Here is a 17,922-nt window from a genome sequence, read left to right on the forward strand (position 1 = left end):
TCCGGGGGCGGCGCGTGTTCTACGCCGCCCCCGGACCGCCTCGGCCTATGGTGTCGGAGTGATTGGTAGGAAGCACGGTGACCGCCGGGCCGGACACGGCGCCGGCCACGGGCATTCGCATCACCTGTCCGACATCGAGGTCATCCTGTCACCGCTGGCCAAACGCCTCGTGATCGGCTTGTTGATCGTCGCCGGTCTCGCGGTGCTCGTCGGCGGGTTCCTCCTGCGGCCGTCGTACGGAGATCATCCGGTTCCCGCCCAGTTCCGTGGGCCCGACGGCACCGCGATCCATGCGGTCGACGGCGAGATCATCAGTCAGACCCGGGGTGAGTGCCTCAATCAGATGGTCGGAACCATCAACGACACCGCCGACATCCCGATCTCGGGCGAGGGCAGCGGGCCGTGCCTCGAATTCACCGTCCACATCACCTCCGGCGATCACGAGGGCAAGTACACCCTGCTCGAGGTGCCGACCAACGCCGCGCAGGCGGGCACGAGCCCCGACTCCTCGTCGCAAACCCTCGGCCATCCGGACGATCCGCAGGCGGGACAACCGACGCTGCATGTCGGCGACTCCATCCGGCTCAGTACCGTGGCCGGGCCCGACGGCCAACCGCGGTACTCGTTCTTCGACTTCAACCGCACCACCTCCACCATCGTGTGGGCCCTGCTGTTCGCGGCGGCGATCATCCTGGTCGCCGCCTGGCGGGGACTGCGGTCACTGATCGGTCTGGTCTTCGCGTTCCTGGTGCTCGGATTCTTCACCCTGCCCGCGATCCTCGACGGAGAGTCACCGGTCGCGGTCGCGGTGGTCAGCTCGGCGGCCATCCTGTTCGTCGTGCTCTACCTCGCGCACGGGGTCAGCCTGCGCACCTCATCGGCGCTGTTGGGTACGTTGACGTCGATGGTGCTGGCGGGTGTGCTGAGCTGGCTGGCCATCGAGACGATGCAGTTGAGCGGCCTGTCCGGTGACCAGACGACGAGCCTGCAGGTGTATCAGGGCACCATCTCGGTCAGCGGATTGTTGTTGGCGGGCTTCATCATCGGCACGCTCGGCGTCCTCAACGACGTCACCATCACGCAGGCGTCGGCCGCGTTCGAGTTGGCCGGCGCCGGGGAACCGACCCGCCTGGCCACGTTCCGGGCGGCCATGCGGGTGGGCCGCGATCACATCGCCAGCACCGTCTACACCCTGGTGTTCGCCTACGCCGGCAGCGCTCTCCCGCTGCTGTTGTTGTTCTCGGTGGCGCAGCAACCGTTCGGTTCGATGATCACCACCGACACCGTCGCCGTGGAACTGGCACGTTCCTTCGTCGGGGGCATCGCGATCGCGCTCTCGGTGCCGTTGACCACCGCGATCGCCGCGGCACTCACCCGCCCGTCCGGAGCGGGAACCGTTGTGGAGCCGTCGAAGTCGATCCCGTCGGCCGCCGGCGATTCCGAACCGGAACGCTCGGCGTCGACGACCGCGCGCCGTCCGATCATCGATCTCGAACCCGATGAGGTGCCACCACCGTCGTCGCGACCATCACCCCCGCAACGATTATCACCCCCGCCGCGACCGACCACACCGCCGACGACCCGCCCGCCGAGGCCGCCGAATCCGCCGGCGCGTGGCCGACATTCGATGCCCGACGGCTGACCGCGACGTCGTCGGCGACGACGTTCAGAGCAGGCCGCACCGACCGGTCGGCACCGACGACAGGTTGCGTCCCACCCAGTCACCGATGCGGGTGAGCATCGCGGTGCCGTCCTCGAATCGTCCGCTGCGGGGAACCGCCGCGATCGACACGGCGAACTGGCCCGATCGTGTGGTCACCAGGCCGAGTTGGCGGACCAGGAAGGCCGACGACGTCCCGGTGCCCGGTCCCCATCCGCCCTTCACCGCGGTCGAGGTCACCGAGCGGTTGGTGCGCCCGATGTTGGCCACGCCCCAGCGCTGATTGGGGCCCACCGCACTCATCAGGCGCAGGATGCGGTCGGTCCCCGGCATACACGGGAGGTGCGCGCCGAAACGGGCCTGATCGGCCAGTGCCCACATGCTGTAACCCGGAAAGGACGGCGGCGCATCGAGTTCGGAACTGACGTGGGTGCGCATATCGTGGCCCTCGCGCAGCACGGTGGTCACCGCGTCCACGGAGGACTGTCCACCGCCGAGTGCGCCCCAGAGGTCTTCGGCGGCATCGTTGTCGGACACGGTGATCGCCTTGGTCTCCGAGCCGACGACCGCGGAGCCGAGGCGACGCTCGGCAGCCAGCGCGACCGGCACCTTGAGGGTCGACCAGGCGCGCCCGGTGGTGAACGTCCCCAACGAGATCGCGGCATCCGAGCCCACCGGCACGATCGAGATGCCGATACTGCCGGGCAGACTCTTCGCGAGGGACCGCTGAAACGGTGTGAAGGTCTTCGACAGCGCCTGCTGCGGAGGTACCGGCGGCGCGAGCCAGGTGCGCAGCGGCTCGGGCAGCGGCGGCAGGGCCGGCGCCGGTGCCGCTGCCGCCATGGCCGCGGGGACCAGGACGGCGAGCACGACCGCCAGCGCGGCCGCCACCAACACCTTCTTCACTTGAGCCACATGAGCCTCCTCCGTCACATCAGCAACAGGATGAGCCTAGGGGCGGTTGAACACCTCAACCAACCGGGAGGCGCCCGATCGTCGAACCGAGACCGCACCGTGTGCGAGTCGTGATCCGCGTGTCCGCCATGTCGGATTCACCACGCCGGATTCGCCGCGCCGGGTGTCCCGAACGGCGTCAGCACCGACCCCGCGGGAGCGCGGCGATGTTGGCGTTGAGCCAGTTGCCGATCGCGTTGAGCGCCGCGATTCCGCCGGACATCGACCCTCCGACGGCGCTCATCGCCACCGCGCTCTGCTCACCGCTGCGATAGGTGATCAGGCCGATCTGCCGCACCAGGTAGGACCCATCGACGCCCGGACCCCAACCACCTTTCACCGCAGTCGCTTTGGGCAACCTCATGACCTCGACGCCCCACTGCTGATTGCCCGCGACCTGCCCCATCAGCGACACGACGTGTTCGGTTCCCGGCATACACGGCAGGTGCCCGACAAACGTCGCCGCGGCCGGCAACGTCCACACGGTCTGGCCGAAGATGGTGAATCCGGCGCGCTGCTGCACCGACGGCACCACAACGTTGGGGTTCCCGCCCTCACGCAACACCGCGGTCACCTTGCGGGACGCCTCCTCGTTGCTGCCCAACGACGCCCACAACGCTTCCGCGGAGGCATTGTCGGAATTGATGATCGCGTTGCTCTCCGACGCACTCTCCCCGTTCTCACGTTCCGCGGCGACGGCAAGTGGCACCTTGATCGTGGACCACGCCACCCCGGGCGTCAGATCCCCCAGCGTGATGGTGGGCCTCGACGCGCCACCCACCGGGGCGACGGCGACACCGACCGTCAGCCCGGTACCCGAGGCCACCCGCCGGAAACTCGCCGCCAGTGCCTGATTCGACGCCGGGGTGACCGACGACGGCGACGACGCATAGGCAGACGAGCTGGTCGAGGACGACGACGGCGAGGCGTACACGGTGACGGTGGATTGCGGGCCGGCCGAATCCGACGTCGCGCACCCGGTCGACACCACCGCGGCCACTGCGACAGCGATCCCCACGATCATCCGGCGACGCACCGCATCAACTCCCCTCACGACGGCAACACCCATACGACGGCGTTGTTGCCACCGGTACACATCACCGCGGAGTCGCTGCGCTGACAGAACATCGGTATTGAGTAGCCAAGCGCAGGACTGTATCCGGAAACTGACCGGGAATCACCATACGCGCCACCGGCGTTGTAGGCCTGCGCGACATTCTGCGCGAACGGACAGGTCGTGACTGTCGAACCGATTGCCGAGATCGCGTCACATTGCTGCACGATGCCTGGCGGGAAACTCGGCGTGGCGTTCTGGGTGGGCACCTGGGTGACCTGTGGATTCTGGGTGATCGTCGTCGTCGCCGGTCCGTCCGCGGTGGAATCCGACGACGATGAGCCGAACAGCCAGAACGCGCCACCGATGAGCAGGCCGATCACCAGCAGTGCGAGGACACCGATGAGCACGCCCACCAACGACCGATCGCGCTCCTGCGGGGGCGGATAGCCGGGCTGGCCGTAGGGCGGCGGACCGTAGCCGCCCGGATATCCGGGTGGCGCGCCACCGGCAACCTGCGGGCCGGACAGATTCTGGGGCCCCGAGTAGTTCTGAGGTCCCGAGTAGTTCTGGGGTCCCGAGAAACTCTGGAGACCGGAATATCCTTGCGGCCCAGAAAGATTGGCGGTTCCGGCGGCCCCCGCCGCGGCCGCCGCTCCCGGATACATGTGCGGCCCCGATGGTCGCAGGGCCGTCGCCCGGTACGCCTCGTCGTCGGCGGTGGGTGCGATGGTGGTCGGCGGGGCCTTCTTCAGGAGATCGGGGCGGGCACCGGACGCCGGCACGATCGTCGTCGGCGACTCTCCGGTCAAAGCGGCGCGGGCCGCACGGGCCAGATCCTTGGCCGTGCCGAAGCGTCGTGCCGGGTCGGGGTCGAGTCCGATGCCGATGACCGCATCCATCGCCGGCGGGACGTCGGCGTTGACGCTGCTCGGCGCCGGCGGCGGCGACATCACCGCGGCCTTGATGGCGGAGCTGATCGTGTCGGCCGGATGCGGCACCCGGCCGGTCAGGCATTCGAACAACACGCACGTCAGCGCATAGATATCGCTGGACGCGCTCACCGGCACAGCGTCGAACAACTCCGGCGCCATGTAGGCGATCGAGCCGATCGCGGTGCCCGCCTGGGTCAGATGCGTGTCGTCGGCACCGTGCGCGATGCCGAAATCCACGAGATAGGCGAAATCGTTCTGCCCGATCAACACGTTCTCGGGTTTGATGTCGCGGTGGACGAGGCCGTCGGCGTGGGCCGCGTCGAGCGCCGAGGCGACCTGCTCGATGATGGTGACCGCCCGCTCCGGTGCGATCGCATGCTCGCGGCGCAGCAGTCCGCGCAGATCCTCCCCTTCGACCAGGCGCATGTCGATGAACAGCACCCCGTCGATCTCGCCCCAGTCGTGGATCGGGATGACATGGGGTTCCCCGAGCCGCGCGGCGGCATGCGACTCGCGACGAAACCGTTGCTGATACACCTCGTCGTCGGCGAGCCCCGGGTTCAGGAGTTTGAGCGCGACCTCACGGTCCTTGACGGTGTCATACGCGCGATAGACCTCGCCCATTCCGCCCCGACCCAGCAGCTCGTCCAGGCGGTACGGCCCGAACTGGGAACTCACGCGGCTCGATGACATGGTGCGAGCATAACCGTGGAGTCGGACATCTCTCTCCCGCTCTTCGGGCGTCGTCTCCCTGGTCAGCGCGGATACGCCGACGGTGTCGTCTCGGCGGACGACATCGGTAACGCCGCACCGCCGATGGGCTCAGATCACCCCGTGGATCGGCGGGTCCTCGTTTCGCAGGACATGACGTCCGATGTGCTGGATCTTCCAGCGCACCGGATCGTGCAGGGTGTGGGTCCGCGCGTTGCGCCAGAACCGGTCCAAACCGCCAACGGCCGCCGCGCTGCGCGTCCCACTCACCTCGAACAGCGCGGAGCCCAACTCGTTCGACACCCGGTCGGCGACGACCTTGGCGGCCGCGACCGCGATCGAGGCGTCGGCGACGGTACGGAGAGAATCCTCGGTGCCGGAATCGTCGGCGAGGAATCCCGTGGCACGGTCGAGCGCCCGGCCGGCCGCAGCAAGAGTGGCCTCCGCCGTGATCAATTCGACCGCCAGTTCACCGAAACGCTGCACCAGCAACTCGTCGTCGACGGCCCGATCCACACCCGCCTCGAACCACGGCCGGGAAGAGGTGTTGACGAAGCGCACCGCCTCGTCCAGAGCACCACGGGCGATGCCGACGTCGATGGCCACATGCAGGAGTTGGGCGAACGCGCCGTACCCCGTCGGTCGCGAGACGGCATCGGCGCGGATCACCAGGTCCCCCCGACCCACCGCGACGTCGACGAATCGCACCGTCCCCGAACCGGTCGTGCGCTGTCCCAACGCATTCCAGTCGTCGACGAGCTCCACACCCGGCGCGTCGGACGGGACGAACGCGATGTACTCACCGGCCGGCAGGGCATCGTCACCCGGGTGGCGGGCGAGCACGGCGAGGGTGTCGGCGAACAACGACCCGGTGGCGTAGAACTTCTCCCCGTCGAGCCGGAAGCGGTCCGTTCCGACCGTGGTCAAGGTGGTGGAGATGTCGGCGATGGTCTTGCCACCCTTTTCCGACTGCGCGTTGGCCACCCTGCCACCCCGGAGTACCTCGCCGAATTGCCTGCGCGCCAATTCTTCTGGGGCGGCAAGCCGCAGCAGATTCAGGTACACGAAGTGACTGTGCGGAATCTGGGCGATGTTGGGATCGGCGGCCGCGGTGATTCGGGTGACGTCGGCCACCACGCTGGGAGCGAGGTCGGGCCCGCCGAAGGACGCCGGAACGGTGATCGCGAGCAGCCCGCTCGTGGACAACTCGTCGATCTCCGCATACGGCAGACGTCGGTCGAGATCGCGGGCCGCGGCACCCACCGCGAAACGCTCCGCCAGCCGGACCGCGGCCGCGCGGGCCTGCGCCGCCGATTCCAGTCGGGCCGCACCACGATCGACGCGGTCCGTACCCGCTTGGGTGATGCTCATCGCGTCCTCAGACCGCCGCGGATCGCTCGGCGGCTTCGAGTTCGCGGACGAGCGGGAGGACACGCTCGCCAAAGTACTCGATCTCCTCCTGGAAGTGCAGGAAACCGCCGAGGATCAGGTCGACGCCGAGACGCTTGTAGGCCACGATCCGCTCCGCGATCTGCTCGGGTGTGCCGATCAGCTGAGTGCGGAAACCGTCGTTGTACTGGACGAGATCCTCAAACGACGAGTCGGCCCACATCCCCTTCTTGTCGCCGGTGGCGTTGCCCGCCTGCTGCACGGCCGAGCGGAAGCCTTCCACCGCAGGACGATTCGCCTTCTCGACGATCTCGCGGAGCGTGTCGCGCGCCTCGGCCTCGGTGTCCCGGGCGATGATGAAGCCGTTGAGACCGAACCGGACCTCACGATCGTGGGCGCGGGCGACCGCGCGCAGATCGTCGAGTTGTTCGGTGACACCGTCGAAATCCTTGCCGTTGGAGAAGTACCAGTCGGCGTACCGGCCACCGTTGTTGCGGGCGGCGGTGGAGTTACCCCCTTGGAACAGTTCGGGATTGGGACGCTGCGGGGTGTTCAGCGGCTTGGGTGTCAAGGTGAAATCGTGGATGCGGTAGAAGTCGCCACGGTAGTCGACGTTGTCCTCGGTCCAGAGCTTGCGGATCACCTCGAGGAATTCCCCACTGCGACGGTACCGTTCGTCGTGCTCGAGCCACTGTTCGCCGAGGTGGATGAACTCATCCTTGAACCAGCCGCTGACGACGTTGATGGAGAATCGGCCTCCGGACAGGATGTCGGCGCTGGCACCGAACTTCGCGAGCACCGCCGGATGCCACAGACCCGGGTGAACCGCGGCGATCAGTTTGAGCTTCTGCGTCGCCAGCAGCAGCGCGAGGCTGAAACTGGTGGATTCGTGCTGGAACTCCGCACCGTAGGACGCCTCGTACCGGACCTGGGACAGGGCGTATTCGAACCCGTTGTTCTCCGCGGTTTGCGCCAGCTTGACGTTGTACTCGTAATCCCAACTGGTGCGCTGCTCGATATCGCTGGTCACCAGACCACCGGACACGTTGGGTACCCAGTAGGCGAACTTGACCTCATCGGCGATGTTTTCGGTGGACACGGGGTCTCCTGACTCAGACTGCTCGGACGCGAGCGTGCACGTGGTGCACGGCAACGTCGGCCATCTTGGCCCTGAGGGCGCCGGTTGCCCACCGTTGAAATCGCGGTGAGCCCAACCCATGTCCGGTCAGTTGCGGTGTGCCGCCGCCCGGTCCGGTAGCCCGATCATGGTTCCGGGCGCCGGCGCACCGATCATGGTTCCGGGTGCCAACGACCCATGCCGAGAAAGACCATCACCAGTTGCCGTTCGGTGCGGGTGACGATCTCCTGTTCGGCGTCGGGTCCCCGGCGATCACCGTCGAGCAGGTCGGCGACGGCGGTCAGCATGATCGTGACGATGAGTTCGGCAGCCAGTTCGAGGTCCTGCGGCTGCCACTGCGCGAGATCGGGTAGCCGCGACAGGTCGATGGCGAGTTCCTTGGAAAACAGCCGCAACTCGGTGTCGATGGCGCGACGGATCTCGGCGACACCGCCGTGCTGCTCCCGGACCAGGAAGCGAAACGCGGTCTCGTTGTCATGGACGTGCCGCAGCAGGATGGCCAGTGAATTCTGCGCGGTCGGCAACGCCTGCCGCGCCGCGAGGTCACGCCTGCCCTCCCGCAGGGTTCGGCGCAGGATGCGCATCGAGTCCTCGACCAGGGTGACGCCGAGATCCTCCATCGAGGCGAAGTGCCGATAGAACGCGGTCGGCACGATCCCCGCGCCACGGGCGACCTCACGCAGGCTGATGGTGGCGAAGCTGCGTTCACTCACCAGTTCCAGGGTGGTGTCGAGCAGTGCCTGCCGTGTCCGGTTCTTCTTGTCGGCGCGGCTCTCGGTGTCCGAATCCCGCGCGGGGCGCGTCGAGGAACGTCGGGTTCGGGTCACCGGGTGAGTCTATCGCGGCGCGCGCCGGCTCCCGGAGCAGCTCAGGGCAGGAAGACCAGGCGTCCGACCGTGGTGCCGGCACCCAGCCGACTCAGACCATCGGCCACATCGGTGAACGCGAGTCGCTCCGAGATCAGCGGCGTGACCAGGCCCTTGTCGGCCAGTCGCAGCAGCTCGGCATGACAATCGTCGATGACCTCCGGATTCTTGGTCTGATAGAGCCCCCAATGCAGCCCGACGATCGAGTAGTTCTTGATCAGCGCGTGATTGAGCGCCGGCTGCGGAATGGTGCCGCCGGCGAATCCGATCACGACGATCCGGCCCTCGAATGCGATGCACTTCGTCGAGCCCGCGTATGCGTCGCCGCCGACGGGATCGAAGACGATGTCGGCGCCGTGGCCGTCGGTGAAGTCCTTCACCGCGGCGACGACATCCTCGGTATGACGGTCGACGACGAGGTCGGCGCCCAGCTCACGCACATACTGCGCCTTCTCATCGCCACCGACCACTCCGACGACACGGGCTCCGGCGGCCTTGCCGAGCTGCACGGCGGCGCTGCCGACGCCGCCGGCAGCGGCGTGCACCAGCAGGACATCGCCGGCCGAGATCTGGGTGCGACGGTGCAGGGCGAACCACGCGGTCTGGTAGCCGATGGTCAGGGCTGCGGCCTCGGCGTCGTCGAGCGCATCGGGCGCGGCGAAGACCGACCTCTGCTGCATCAGCGCGTACTCGGCGAAGGCGCCGCCGGGCAGGATCGGCGTGCCGACGACGCGGTCTCCGACGACCGCGCGGGTCACGTCGTCGCCGATCTCGACGACCTCACCGCACAATTCGACTCCCGGCGTGAACGGCAACGGCGGCTTGATCTGATACTCGCCTCGACACAGCAGCACGTCGGGGAAGTTGGCCGGTGCGGCAAGGACTTTCACCTTCACCTGGCCGGGTCCCGGGGTGGGCTCGTCGATCTCGTCGAGGCTCAGGGCATCGGTGGGTTCGCCGAGTTCGTGCACTCGCCAGCTTCTCATCAGGGTGCCTCCTCCAAAGGTGTTGTGTGAATGTGTCATTGGTGGTGTCGGGTCAGTTCGGGGGCAGACCGACGAGTTCGGCGAGGCGGGCCCGGTGCCAGTAGCCGTCGCCGAGTGCGATCTGATCGGCCTTGGCGCGCTTGAGGTACAGGTGCGCCGGGTACTCCCACGTCATGCCGATCCCGCCGTGCAGTTGCACACATTCCTCGGCGGCCCTGACCGCGGTGTCACCGCAGTACGATGCCGCGACATGCGCGGCGATCCCGGCGTCGTCGTCGCGGGCGATGGTGTCGGCGGCGTAGCGGGCTGCGGCACCCGCCGAGCTGACCTCCAGCCACAGGTCGGCCAATCGGTGTTTGATGGCCTGGTAGGAGCCGATCTGTCGGCCGAACTGCCTGCGGTCCTTCACATATGCCAGTGTGGTGTCGAAGCACCACTGGGCGACCCCCAACTGTTCGGAGGCGAGCAGCGCCGAGGCCGTCCGCAGAGCGGTGCGGAGCGCATGATCGGGATCGCGCGTGTCGACGCGTCGGGCGGGGGCGGCGGTGAACTCCACGTCCGCCAACGGACGGGTCATGTCGAGGGCGAGAATCGGACGAACGTGCACACCGGGCGAAGTCGATTCCACCACATGAAGTTCGGTGCCATCATCGCCGATCGCCGGGACCACCAGGATGTCGGCCTCGGCGGCACCGGCGACGGTGTCGACGCGCCCGGACACGGTGCCGTCGTGCGCGGTCACCACCGGATCGACGGCCGCCGCCGAGAACGGCACCACGAGGGCCGCGGTGATCGCACCCTCCGCGAGTCGCGCAACGGTGTCGGTGTCACCGGCGTTGAGCAGGGCCAGTGTCGCCAGGACCGCCGACGAGAGGTAGGGCACCGGTGCGACGGCTCGGCCGATCTCCTCGCAGACGACGGCAGCCTCACGCGCGGATGCTCCTGCGCCGCCGAGGCTTTCCGGAACGAGGAGGCCGGCGAGTCCGAGGTCGACGGCGAGGGTCTTCCACACTCCGCTGACGTCGGGCGCCGGGTTGTCGTAGGAGCTCATCACGACGTCGGTCGGGAGTCGGTCGGAGAAGAGTCGACGCACCGAATCCCGCAGCGCGACTTCGGTGTCGGAGTAGTCGAGGTCGGCTGCGGCAGGCTGGGTGATCATCGGGGCAGGTCCTTCCAGGCGACGTCTTTGTCGACGCGGTGTTCGGGGGGCAGTCCGAGTACACGTTCGGCGACGACGTTGCGCAGGATCTCCGAGGTGCCGCCCTCGATCGAATTGCCCTTGGCGCGCAGGTAGCGGTAACCGGCGTCGCGGCCGGTGAAGTCCACGCTTTCGGGTCGGCGCAGTGACCAGTCGTCGTAGCGTAGGCCGGCAGATCCGGAGATCTCGAGATCGAAGCCCGAGATCTGTTGGGCCTGACGGGCGAAGGCCAGTTTCATCGCCGATCCCTCGGGTCCGGGTTGACCGGCTGCGAGTTGCCCGCGGAGTCGTTCGCCGGTGAGTCGGGTGACCTCGGCATCGACCCAGAGTCGCATCAGGGTGTCGAGTTTCGACGGGTCGCGGACGTCGGGGTCGGCGCGCCAGTGGTCGGCAAGTTTGCCGATCATGCCGCCTTCGCGTGGTGCACCCGAACCGATGGCGACGCGCTCGTTGTTGAGTGTCGTGGTGGCCACCCGCCAACCGTTGCCGATGTCGCTGATGCGGTTGGCGTCCGGGATGCGGACGTCGGTGAGGAACACCTCGTTGAACTCGGCTTCGCCGGTGATCTGGCGCAGCGGCCGGATCTCGATGCCGGGGTCGGCCATGTCGACGATGAAGTAGGTCAGCCCGGCGTGTTTGGGCGCCGACGGATCGGTGCGCGCCACCAGAATGGCGCGTTGGGCGTTGTGGGCGCCGGAGGTCCAGACCTTCTGTCCGTTGACGATCCACTCGTCGCCGTCTCGGACGGCGCGGGTGGCGACCGCGGCGAGGTCGGATCCGGCACCGGGTTCGCTGAAGAGTTGACAGTAGATGTGTTCACCGGTGTAGAGCGGACGCAGGAACCTGGCGCGTTGTTCGTCGGTGCCGAGCGCGGCGATGGTCGGCGCGGCCATTCCCAGTCCGATCCCGTTGCGGCTCTTGGCGGGTCCCGGTGCACCGGCCACGTCGAGGGCGGCGTCGACCTGCGCCTGGTGGGTCTGCGCGATACCGAGACCGCCGTACCCTTTCGGAAAGTGCACCCAGGCCAGTCCGGCGTCGAATCGTGCACCCAGGAAGTCGGCTGCGGGCGTGGTGGCCGGGTCGCGCGTGTCGAGCAGCTCCCTCACCCGGGTGTGCAGTTCGGTCTCAACCGCGTCGGCGGAGTGGTCCACAAGGTCTCCTGGTGTCGTGCGGTGGTTGGTCAGTGTGCGGCAAGTGCGTCGGATCGATACGGCGCGGCATCCCCGAGATGCTGACCACCGTCCACAATCATGATCTCGCCGGTCATCCAGGACGCCGCATCGGAGGCGAGATAAGTGATGGCGGAGGCGATGTCGTCGGGTTCACCGATGCGCCCGAGTGCTGTCACGTCGGCCACCTGGGCCTCATGTTCCTTCCAGAGCGCCTCGGCCAGGCGGGTCCGCACCACGCCCGGCGCGACGGCGTTGACCCGGACTCGAGGTGAGAGTTCCAGTGCCAGTTGCTTGGTCGCGTATATCAGGGCAGCTTTGGACGTGTTGTAGAGCCCGATCATCGGCTCATGACCGAGACCGCCAATGGAGGCGGTGTTGATGACCGATCCACCGTGCTCCCCCATCCACCTCTCGACGGCGATGGCCGTCCACATCAACGGTCCCCAGACATTGACGTCCATGATCTTGGCGAACCGTGCGTGGTCCTGGGCGATCAGCGGCCCGTAAGCGGGATTGGTTCCGGCGTTGTTGACCAGGATGTCCACGGAGCCAAAGCACTCCATCGTCTTCTCGATGCACGCGCGAGCCTGGTCCTCCTCGGCCGCGTGCGCACCGATGCCGAGCACCTCCGGTCCGATCTGTTGTGCGGCAGCCACTGCCGCTTCCGCGTTCCGTGATGTCACCACGACGTTGGCACCGGCGGCGGCCAGAGCTGTGGCGGCGGCGAATCCGATTCCGCGCGACGCGCCGGTGACCACCGCGGTCCGGCCCGTCAGATCTGCGAGCGACATGCAATTTCACCTTTCGACAGTGACCTGGGTCTCTCCATCATCTATAGTTGAAGTCGGAATCAAGTTCAACTCATGCCATCCCCACACCCATACAGGAGGCGTCCATGCCTGCACTCACACTGCCCGTCCGCCCCGCGAACGCCGCCGACCTGCGGTCATTGATCGGCGTCGAGTTGGGTCCTACGCCGTGGTACGAGGTGAGTCAGAACCGGGTGAACGCGTTTGCCGACGCCACCGATGACCATCAGTGGATTCACATCGATCCGGCCCGCGCCGCGGGGAGTCCACTCGGAACGACCATCGTCCACGGTTTGCTGTCCCTGTCGCTCGGCCCGCATCTGTCCGGGCAACTGCTGCGGTTCGACGGCTTCGCGCATGCATTGAACTACGGCTACAACAAGGTTCGCTTTCCGGCACCGGTGCCGGTGGGTTCTCGTGTGCGCATGCGGGTGTCGGTGATCTCGGCCGACGAGGTTCCCGGCGGAATCCAGGTGGTCACCTCACAGACCCTCGAGTGCGAGGGGTCGGACAAGCCGGTGATGGTGGCGGAGTCTCTCGGCCGGGTCGTCGCCGCCGACTCATGACGGCCACCAGCACCATTCACCGATTCTGATCCCCCTAACCACAGGAGTTCCCGCATGCCCTCGGTCCTCGACCCTGTCCGCCACCACGCCGTCACCACCCCGGAAGCGGTCGCGCTCCGCGCGGAAGGGACCCAATGGTCCTATCACGATCTGTACGAGATGGCGCTGACGTATGCGGGCGGTCTCCTCACTGCAGGCGTGCGCCCGGGTGACCGGGTACTCCTCGCCGCACCGTCGGTTCCCGAGTTCGCCGTCGCCTATCTCGGCGTGCAGGCGCTCGGCGCCACCGTCATCACGGTGAACACCATGTCGACTGCGGCGGAGATCGAGTACTTCTTGACCAATTCCTCTGCCGCACTCGCCATTCGCTGGCATGAACTCGGACCGGCGGTCACCGATGCCGCGCACGCCGTCGGCGTGGACGTCATCGACCTCCTGCCCGGCGCACCGTCCGGCGACCGACGCATCGACGCTCCCGCCGATCGCGATCGCGAGGACACCGCGGCGATCCTGTACACCTCCGGCACCACCGGGAAGCCCAAGGGCGCGGAACTGACGGTGGGCAATCTCCTTGCAGCGGGCGAGATCGCCGCGTCTCTGAGTCGCGGTACCGCCGATGACCGTATCGGCACCGGCCTGCCACTGTTCCACGTGTTCGGCCAGGCCTCGGTGATGATGGCCGGCTTCACCTCGGGCGCATCGGTTTCGCTGCTGCCGCGGTTCAGTCCCGAGGGAATGCTCGACATGCTGCGTCGTGACCGCCTCACCATCATGTGTGGCGTGCCGACCATGTGGAATGCCATGCTGCACAACGTTCCCGACGACGCCGCCGCCGATTTCGCACAGTTGCGGGTGGCGGTGTCGGGTGGCGCATCATTGCCCGGCGACATCGCGAAGGCGTTTGAAAAGCGATTCGATTGCACCCTCCTCGAGGGCTACGGCTTGACCGAGACGACGGCGATGGCGACCTTCAACGACATCGATCGCGGCGGAAAGATCGGGTCCACCGGATCCGTGGCGCCACGCACGGAGATCGAAATCCGGGACAGCGACGGAAAGCGCTGCGCGACCGGCATTGTCGGCGAGGTGTTCATCAAGGGCGACACGGTGATGAAGGGCTACTGGCGCATGCCCGACGCCACCGCGGCCGTGCTGTCACCGGACGGTTGGTTCCGGACCGGCGATCTCGGCGAGTTCGACGACGACGGTGATCTCCGGATCGTCGACCGCGTCAAGGATCTCATCATCCGCGGCGGCTACAACGTGTATCCCGGTGAGGTCGAAGAAGTACTGTACGCGCACCCCGACGTTGTGGAGGCGGCCGTCATCGGGATCGCCGACGATCACTACGGCGAGGAAGTGGCAGCAGTCGTGGCCCTTCGACCCGAGGCGGCCGCCACCGCCGAAGAGATCACAGCATGGTGCCGGGAGCGACTGTCCGCGTATAAGATTCCACGAATCATCGCGTTCACCGACGCCCTACCCAAAGGTTCGACCGGCAAGATCCTCAAACGGCAGATCGACCGAACCGCACTTCGCCCGGTCGAGCGCTCATCCGTCGGCTGAGTCCCGATCGGCCGGCCGAGCACTCCCCCGCCCGGCGGTCGAGCACACTCGTCTCACCGATCAAGCCCCACATTTCGCCGGTCAAGCACCCCTTCTCGCCGGTCAAGCACCCCTTCTCGCCGGTCGAGCACCCTCGTCTCGCCGGTCGAGCACCCTCGTCTCGCCGATCGAGACCCCAGATCGTTGGCAGAGCCCCACCCCGCTGGCCGAGTCTCTATCCCGTCGGTCGAGTCTCTATCCCGTCGGTCGAGTCTCTATCCCGTCGGTCGAGCCCCTTATCCCGCCGGTCGAGCCGGTCCGGAGCGCTAGCGGAGGACCGTGTCGAGACCTCGCAAGCCGACGCTGAAAACTGCACCACCCCAACCACACTCACGTATGCACAACCTGTGAATAGAAAACACTTGCGAGTCTTGTAAAAGTGGCTATAATAGAACACATACGCCACAACGGCCTTCTCGGGGGAGGTGACATCAGCATGACAGACACCACCGACACTCCCATGTCGCAACCACTGCAGCTGATGCACCAGATCAACGCGTTGCTCGACGAGTTGGCCCAGACTCCGATGACCGCATGCTCGGACACCGAGGTCATCGAAGCAGCAAGACTGTCCGAACAGATCGCCACCCGCACCCACTTCCAAGGCGACCGCGCGATCCTGGAAATCTCGGATCGCAATGTGCACCGCAAAGTCGGCAAAGTCAGCCTGTCCAACTTTCTGAACTTCGATCTGCGGATCGCGCAACCCACCATGCGCATCGCGCACATGAAAGCCACCGCCCGGTTCCACGGACTGACCGGACAACCGGAGGAACCGAAATACCCCACCCTGTCGGCCGCCTATGAGAAGGGCCTGATCGGTCACACCCACCTGTCGGCGGCGTTGGAAGCCCTGGACAAGATCCCGGGCGCGGTCCCGCATGACAAGAAGGTCGCCGCCGAAGAAACCTTGGGTGAGAAAGCCACCGAACACATCCCCGCCGACATCACCAAGATGGGTGCCCGGATTCTGGCGCACCTCGACCCCGACGGGCAGTTGGTGGAGGAGAAGGAACGCCAACAGCGCCGCAATCTGTGGATCAACCAGTCCCGGGTCGATGGGATGGCGAAACTCAACGGGCACCTACCCCCGGTCACCCGCGCCCTGTGGGACACCATGCTCGACGCCTGGGCCAAACCCGGAATGAACAACTTGGAGGATGCCGAATCGCCCACCGGTGCGATCGGTGACGCCGACCCCGACCAACTCGCGGCCGCGGTCAAGCGTGACGACCGCAGCCAGGCGCAACGCAATCTTGATGCGATGCACGTGTTGTTGGTGTCGGCGATGAAAGAAGGGGTGCTCGGCAAGACTCATCGGGGTTTGCCGGTCGCGTTGATCGCGAAAGCGTTCGTGACCGATCTGCTGGCCGGCGCCGGGTATGCCACCACAGCTTCGGGTTCGACGATTCCGATTCCGGATTTACTGAGCGCGTTGGGGGACATCGAGGATCCCACCGATGTGCAGCAGTTCCTGGCGGTGTTCTCCGACGCCATCGACCTGCCCCTGTATCTCGGGCGGTCCCGACGGTTGGCGTCGACCGAGCAGCGGATCGCGTCGTTCTCCCGCACCGGTGGCGAAGTGTGCTCGTTCCCCGGCTGCGGACAACCCGCGTCGCATTCGGAAATGCATCACGCCAAAGAGGACTGGGCTGATGGCGGGAAAACCGACATCACCGACCTCGCCCCCGCGTGTGGGCCGCACAACCGGATGGTCGGCCCGAACCCCGGGCAGTACACCACCGGCATCTACGAAGACGGCCCCCTCGCCGGACGGTGCTGGTGGCAACTCAACGCCGAACCCGGCATGCCGGCAAACCCGAAGGTCGTCAACGACCACCCCGACATCACCGCCCTGTACGAGCAGAAACTCGACCAGATCCGCGACCAGATCCACAGCGAGCACACCAGCAGTGCCGATTGTGGTGCCGGCGCAACCGAACCCGCAGACACCGACTCGGGTGACGCCGCCATGGTCGACGCCGACATCGTCGATGCCGAGGCTGTTGATGTCGAAGCCGAAGCCGCTGACGGTGACGTAAATGGTGAGGCCGAGCCGGTCGATACCCACATCGACGAACCGGCCGATCCCGACGCCGACAGCCGCCACGACGCCGAAACCCCGGCAACCGTGGAGGCCGAAACCCCGTCCGACTGTGGGGTTTCGAGTGACGATCACGCTCCGACCGTCGACTCGTCGACCATCGGCGACAGCATCGACATCGCAGACAGCGTCGACCAGGACGACGACCACGAGTCCGGCGTCGCTGACCGGCCCGACCCAGCCGTCGACGAATATGATTCGGGCGCAGCCCAACCCGATCCGGTCGAGCCCCGACCACCCGACCAACGGGACGGGCCCGACGCCGCAGGCGACGAGCACCCCGACGAACCTGGTGTCACCAACACCGGGGAGATCGACCTGGTCATCTTCGACGGCGACGGTGTTCCGATCACCGACGATCCCGACGACCCTGCCACCATTGCCGGGCTCGAACGTGCCTCGCACACCAGGATCCGTGTCAGCGACACGACCACCGAAGATCAGGCACGCGAACGTCGCATCCGTGATGGCGGCATCCGTACCAGCGATGCCGACCGTGAACGTGAGCTCGAGGAACTGGCCGCCATCGGCATGAACCCACGCAACAGCCGGATCGAACGTGTCCTGGCCGCCCGGCTCCACTACTGGCTCGATACGTCCTGAACCAGCCTCGCCCACCGGTACTGGCCGCCCGGCCTCACGACCACAGAAACGTTGTGGCGGTGGGGAGTTACAGCCTTGCCTTACGAGGGTCTCGACACGGTCCTCCGTTTCGACGGAGCTCAACGCGGCGGCTATCGCTCCGGGCCGGCTCGACCGGCGGGACGGACGGCTC

14 protein-coding genes are annotated in these 17,922 nt (G+C 66.8%); 4 read left to right on the plus strand and 10 right to left on the minus strand.

The window, feature by feature from the left end:
* Nucleotides 1-61 precede the first annotated feature (61 nt).
* Nucleotides 62-1,642 carry a YibE/F family protein gene (locus ABLE92_RS01910; RefSeq protein WP_496560760.1) on the plus strand — a complete coding sequence of 527 codons (1,581 nt, stop codon included), beginning with the start codon at nucleotides 62-64 and terminating at the stop codon, nucleotides 1,640-1,642.
* Nucleotides 1,643-1,666: 24 nt separating this feature from the next.
* On the opposite strand, the gene ABLE92_RS01915 is transcribed toward ABLE92_RS01910, so the two are convergent.
* From ABLE92_RS01915 to ABLE92_RS01960, 10 genes are all read right to left on the minus strand, one after another.
* A complete protein-coding gene (locus ABLE92_RS01915; protein WP_348803201.1) occupies nucleotides 1,667-2,503 on the minus strand; it encodes a serine hydrolase in 837 nt (278 codons plus the stop codon).
* Nucleotides 2,504-2,753: 250 nt separating this feature from the next.
* Entirely contained in the window at nucleotides 2,754-3,683 is a 930-nt protein-coding gene (locus ABLE92_RS01920) for a hypothetical protein (RefSeq protein ID WP_496560751.1), read from the minus strand.
* Complete coding sequence (locus tag ABLE92_RS01925) at nucleotides 3,665-5,296, minus strand: serine/threonine-protein kinase (RefSeq protein WP_348802843.1); 1,632 nt, start codon at nucleotides 5,294-5,296, stop codon at nucleotides 3,665-3,667. The genes ABLE92_RS01920 and ABLE92_RS01925 overlap by 19 nt, the downstream gene beginning before the upstream one ends.
* Nucleotides 5,297-5,425: 129 nt before the next feature.
* A complete protein-coding gene (locus ABLE92_RS01930; RefSeq protein ID WP_348802844.1) occupies nucleotides 5,426-6,685 on the minus strand; it encodes an SfnB family sulfur acquisition oxidoreductase in 1,260 nt (419 codons plus the stop codon).
* Nucleotides 6,686-6,692: 7 nt separating this feature from the next.
* Nucleotides 6,693-7,802, minus strand: coding sequence for a dimethylsulfone monooxygenase SfnG (sfnG, locus tag ABLE92_RS01935; protein ID WP_348802845.1), 1,110 nt, complete (start codon nucleotides 7,800-7,802; stop codon nucleotides 6,693-6,695).
* 191 nt (nucleotides 7,803-7,993) lie between these two features.
* On the minus strand, nucleotides 7,994-8,668 hold the full coding sequence (locus ABLE92_RS01940; RefSeq protein WP_348802846.1) for a TetR family transcriptional regulator: 675 nt from the start codon (nucleotides 8,666-8,668) through the stop codon (nucleotides 7,994-7,996).
* 41 nt (nucleotides 8,669-8,709) lie between these two features.
* Nucleotides 8,710-9,693, minus strand: coding sequence for an NADPH:quinone oxidoreductase family protein (locus ABLE92_RS01945; protein ID WP_348802847.1), 984 nt, complete (start codon nucleotides 9,691-9,693; stop codon nucleotides 8,710-8,712).
* Between the two features lie 52 nt (nucleotides 9,694-9,745).
* Nucleotides 9,746-10,852: an acyl-CoA dehydrogenase family protein gene (locus tag ABLE92_RS01950; protein WP_348802848.1), complete on the minus strand. Its 1,107-nt coding sequence runs from the start codon at nucleotides 10,850-10,852 to the stop codon at nucleotides 9,746-9,748.
* Nucleotides 10,849-12,042, minus strand: a complete 1,194-nt coding sequence (locus ABLE92_RS01955) for an acyl-CoA dehydrogenase family protein (protein WP_348802849.1) — start codon at nucleotides 12,040-12,042, stop codon at nucleotides 10,849-10,851. Before ABLE92_RS01955 ends, ABLE92_RS01950 begins: the two co-directional genes overlap by 4 nt.
* 29 nt (nucleotides 12,043-12,071) lie before the next feature.
* Nucleotides 12,072-12,854, minus strand: coding sequence for an SDR family oxidoreductase (locus ABLE92_RS01960; protein ID WP_348802850.1), 783 nt, complete (start codon nucleotides 12,852-12,854; stop codon nucleotides 12,072-12,074).
* Between the two features lie 104 nt (nucleotides 12,855-12,958).
* Here ABLE92_RS01960 and ABLE92_RS01965 point away from each other — a divergent pair, with 104 nt between their 5' ends.
* The 3 genes from ABLE92_RS01965 (at nucleotide 12,959) to ABLE92_RS01975 (ending at nucleotide 17,750) form a co-directional block, all read left to right on the plus strand.
* Complete coding sequence (locus tag ABLE92_RS01965; RefSeq protein ID WP_348802852.1) at nucleotides 12,959-13,438, plus strand: MaoC family dehydratase; 480 nt, start codon at nucleotides 12,959-12,961, stop codon at nucleotides 13,436-13,438.
* A gap of 54 nt (nucleotides 13,439-13,492) precedes the next feature.
* Nucleotides 13,493-15,004 (plus strand): AMP-binding protein, encoded by a 1,512-nt coding sequence (locus ABLE92_RS01970; protein ID WP_348802853.1) that lies wholly within the window; start codon nucleotides 13,493-13,495, stop codon nucleotides 15,002-15,004.
* Between the two features lie 475 nt (nucleotides 15,005-15,479).
* Nucleotides 15,480-17,750 (plus strand): DUF222 domain-containing protein, encoded by a 2,271-nt coding sequence (locus ABLE92_RS01975; protein ID WP_348802854.1) that lies wholly within the window; start codon nucleotides 15,480-15,482, stop codon nucleotides 17,748-17,750.
* The last annotated feature ends 172 nt before the right edge of the window (nucleotides 17,751-17,922 follow it).

The sequence above is a fragment of the Gordonia oleivorans genome, assembly GCF_040044975.1.
Lineage (GTDB): Bacteria > Actinomycetota > Actinomycetes > Mycobacteriales > Mycobacteriaceae > Gordonia > Gordonia oleivorans.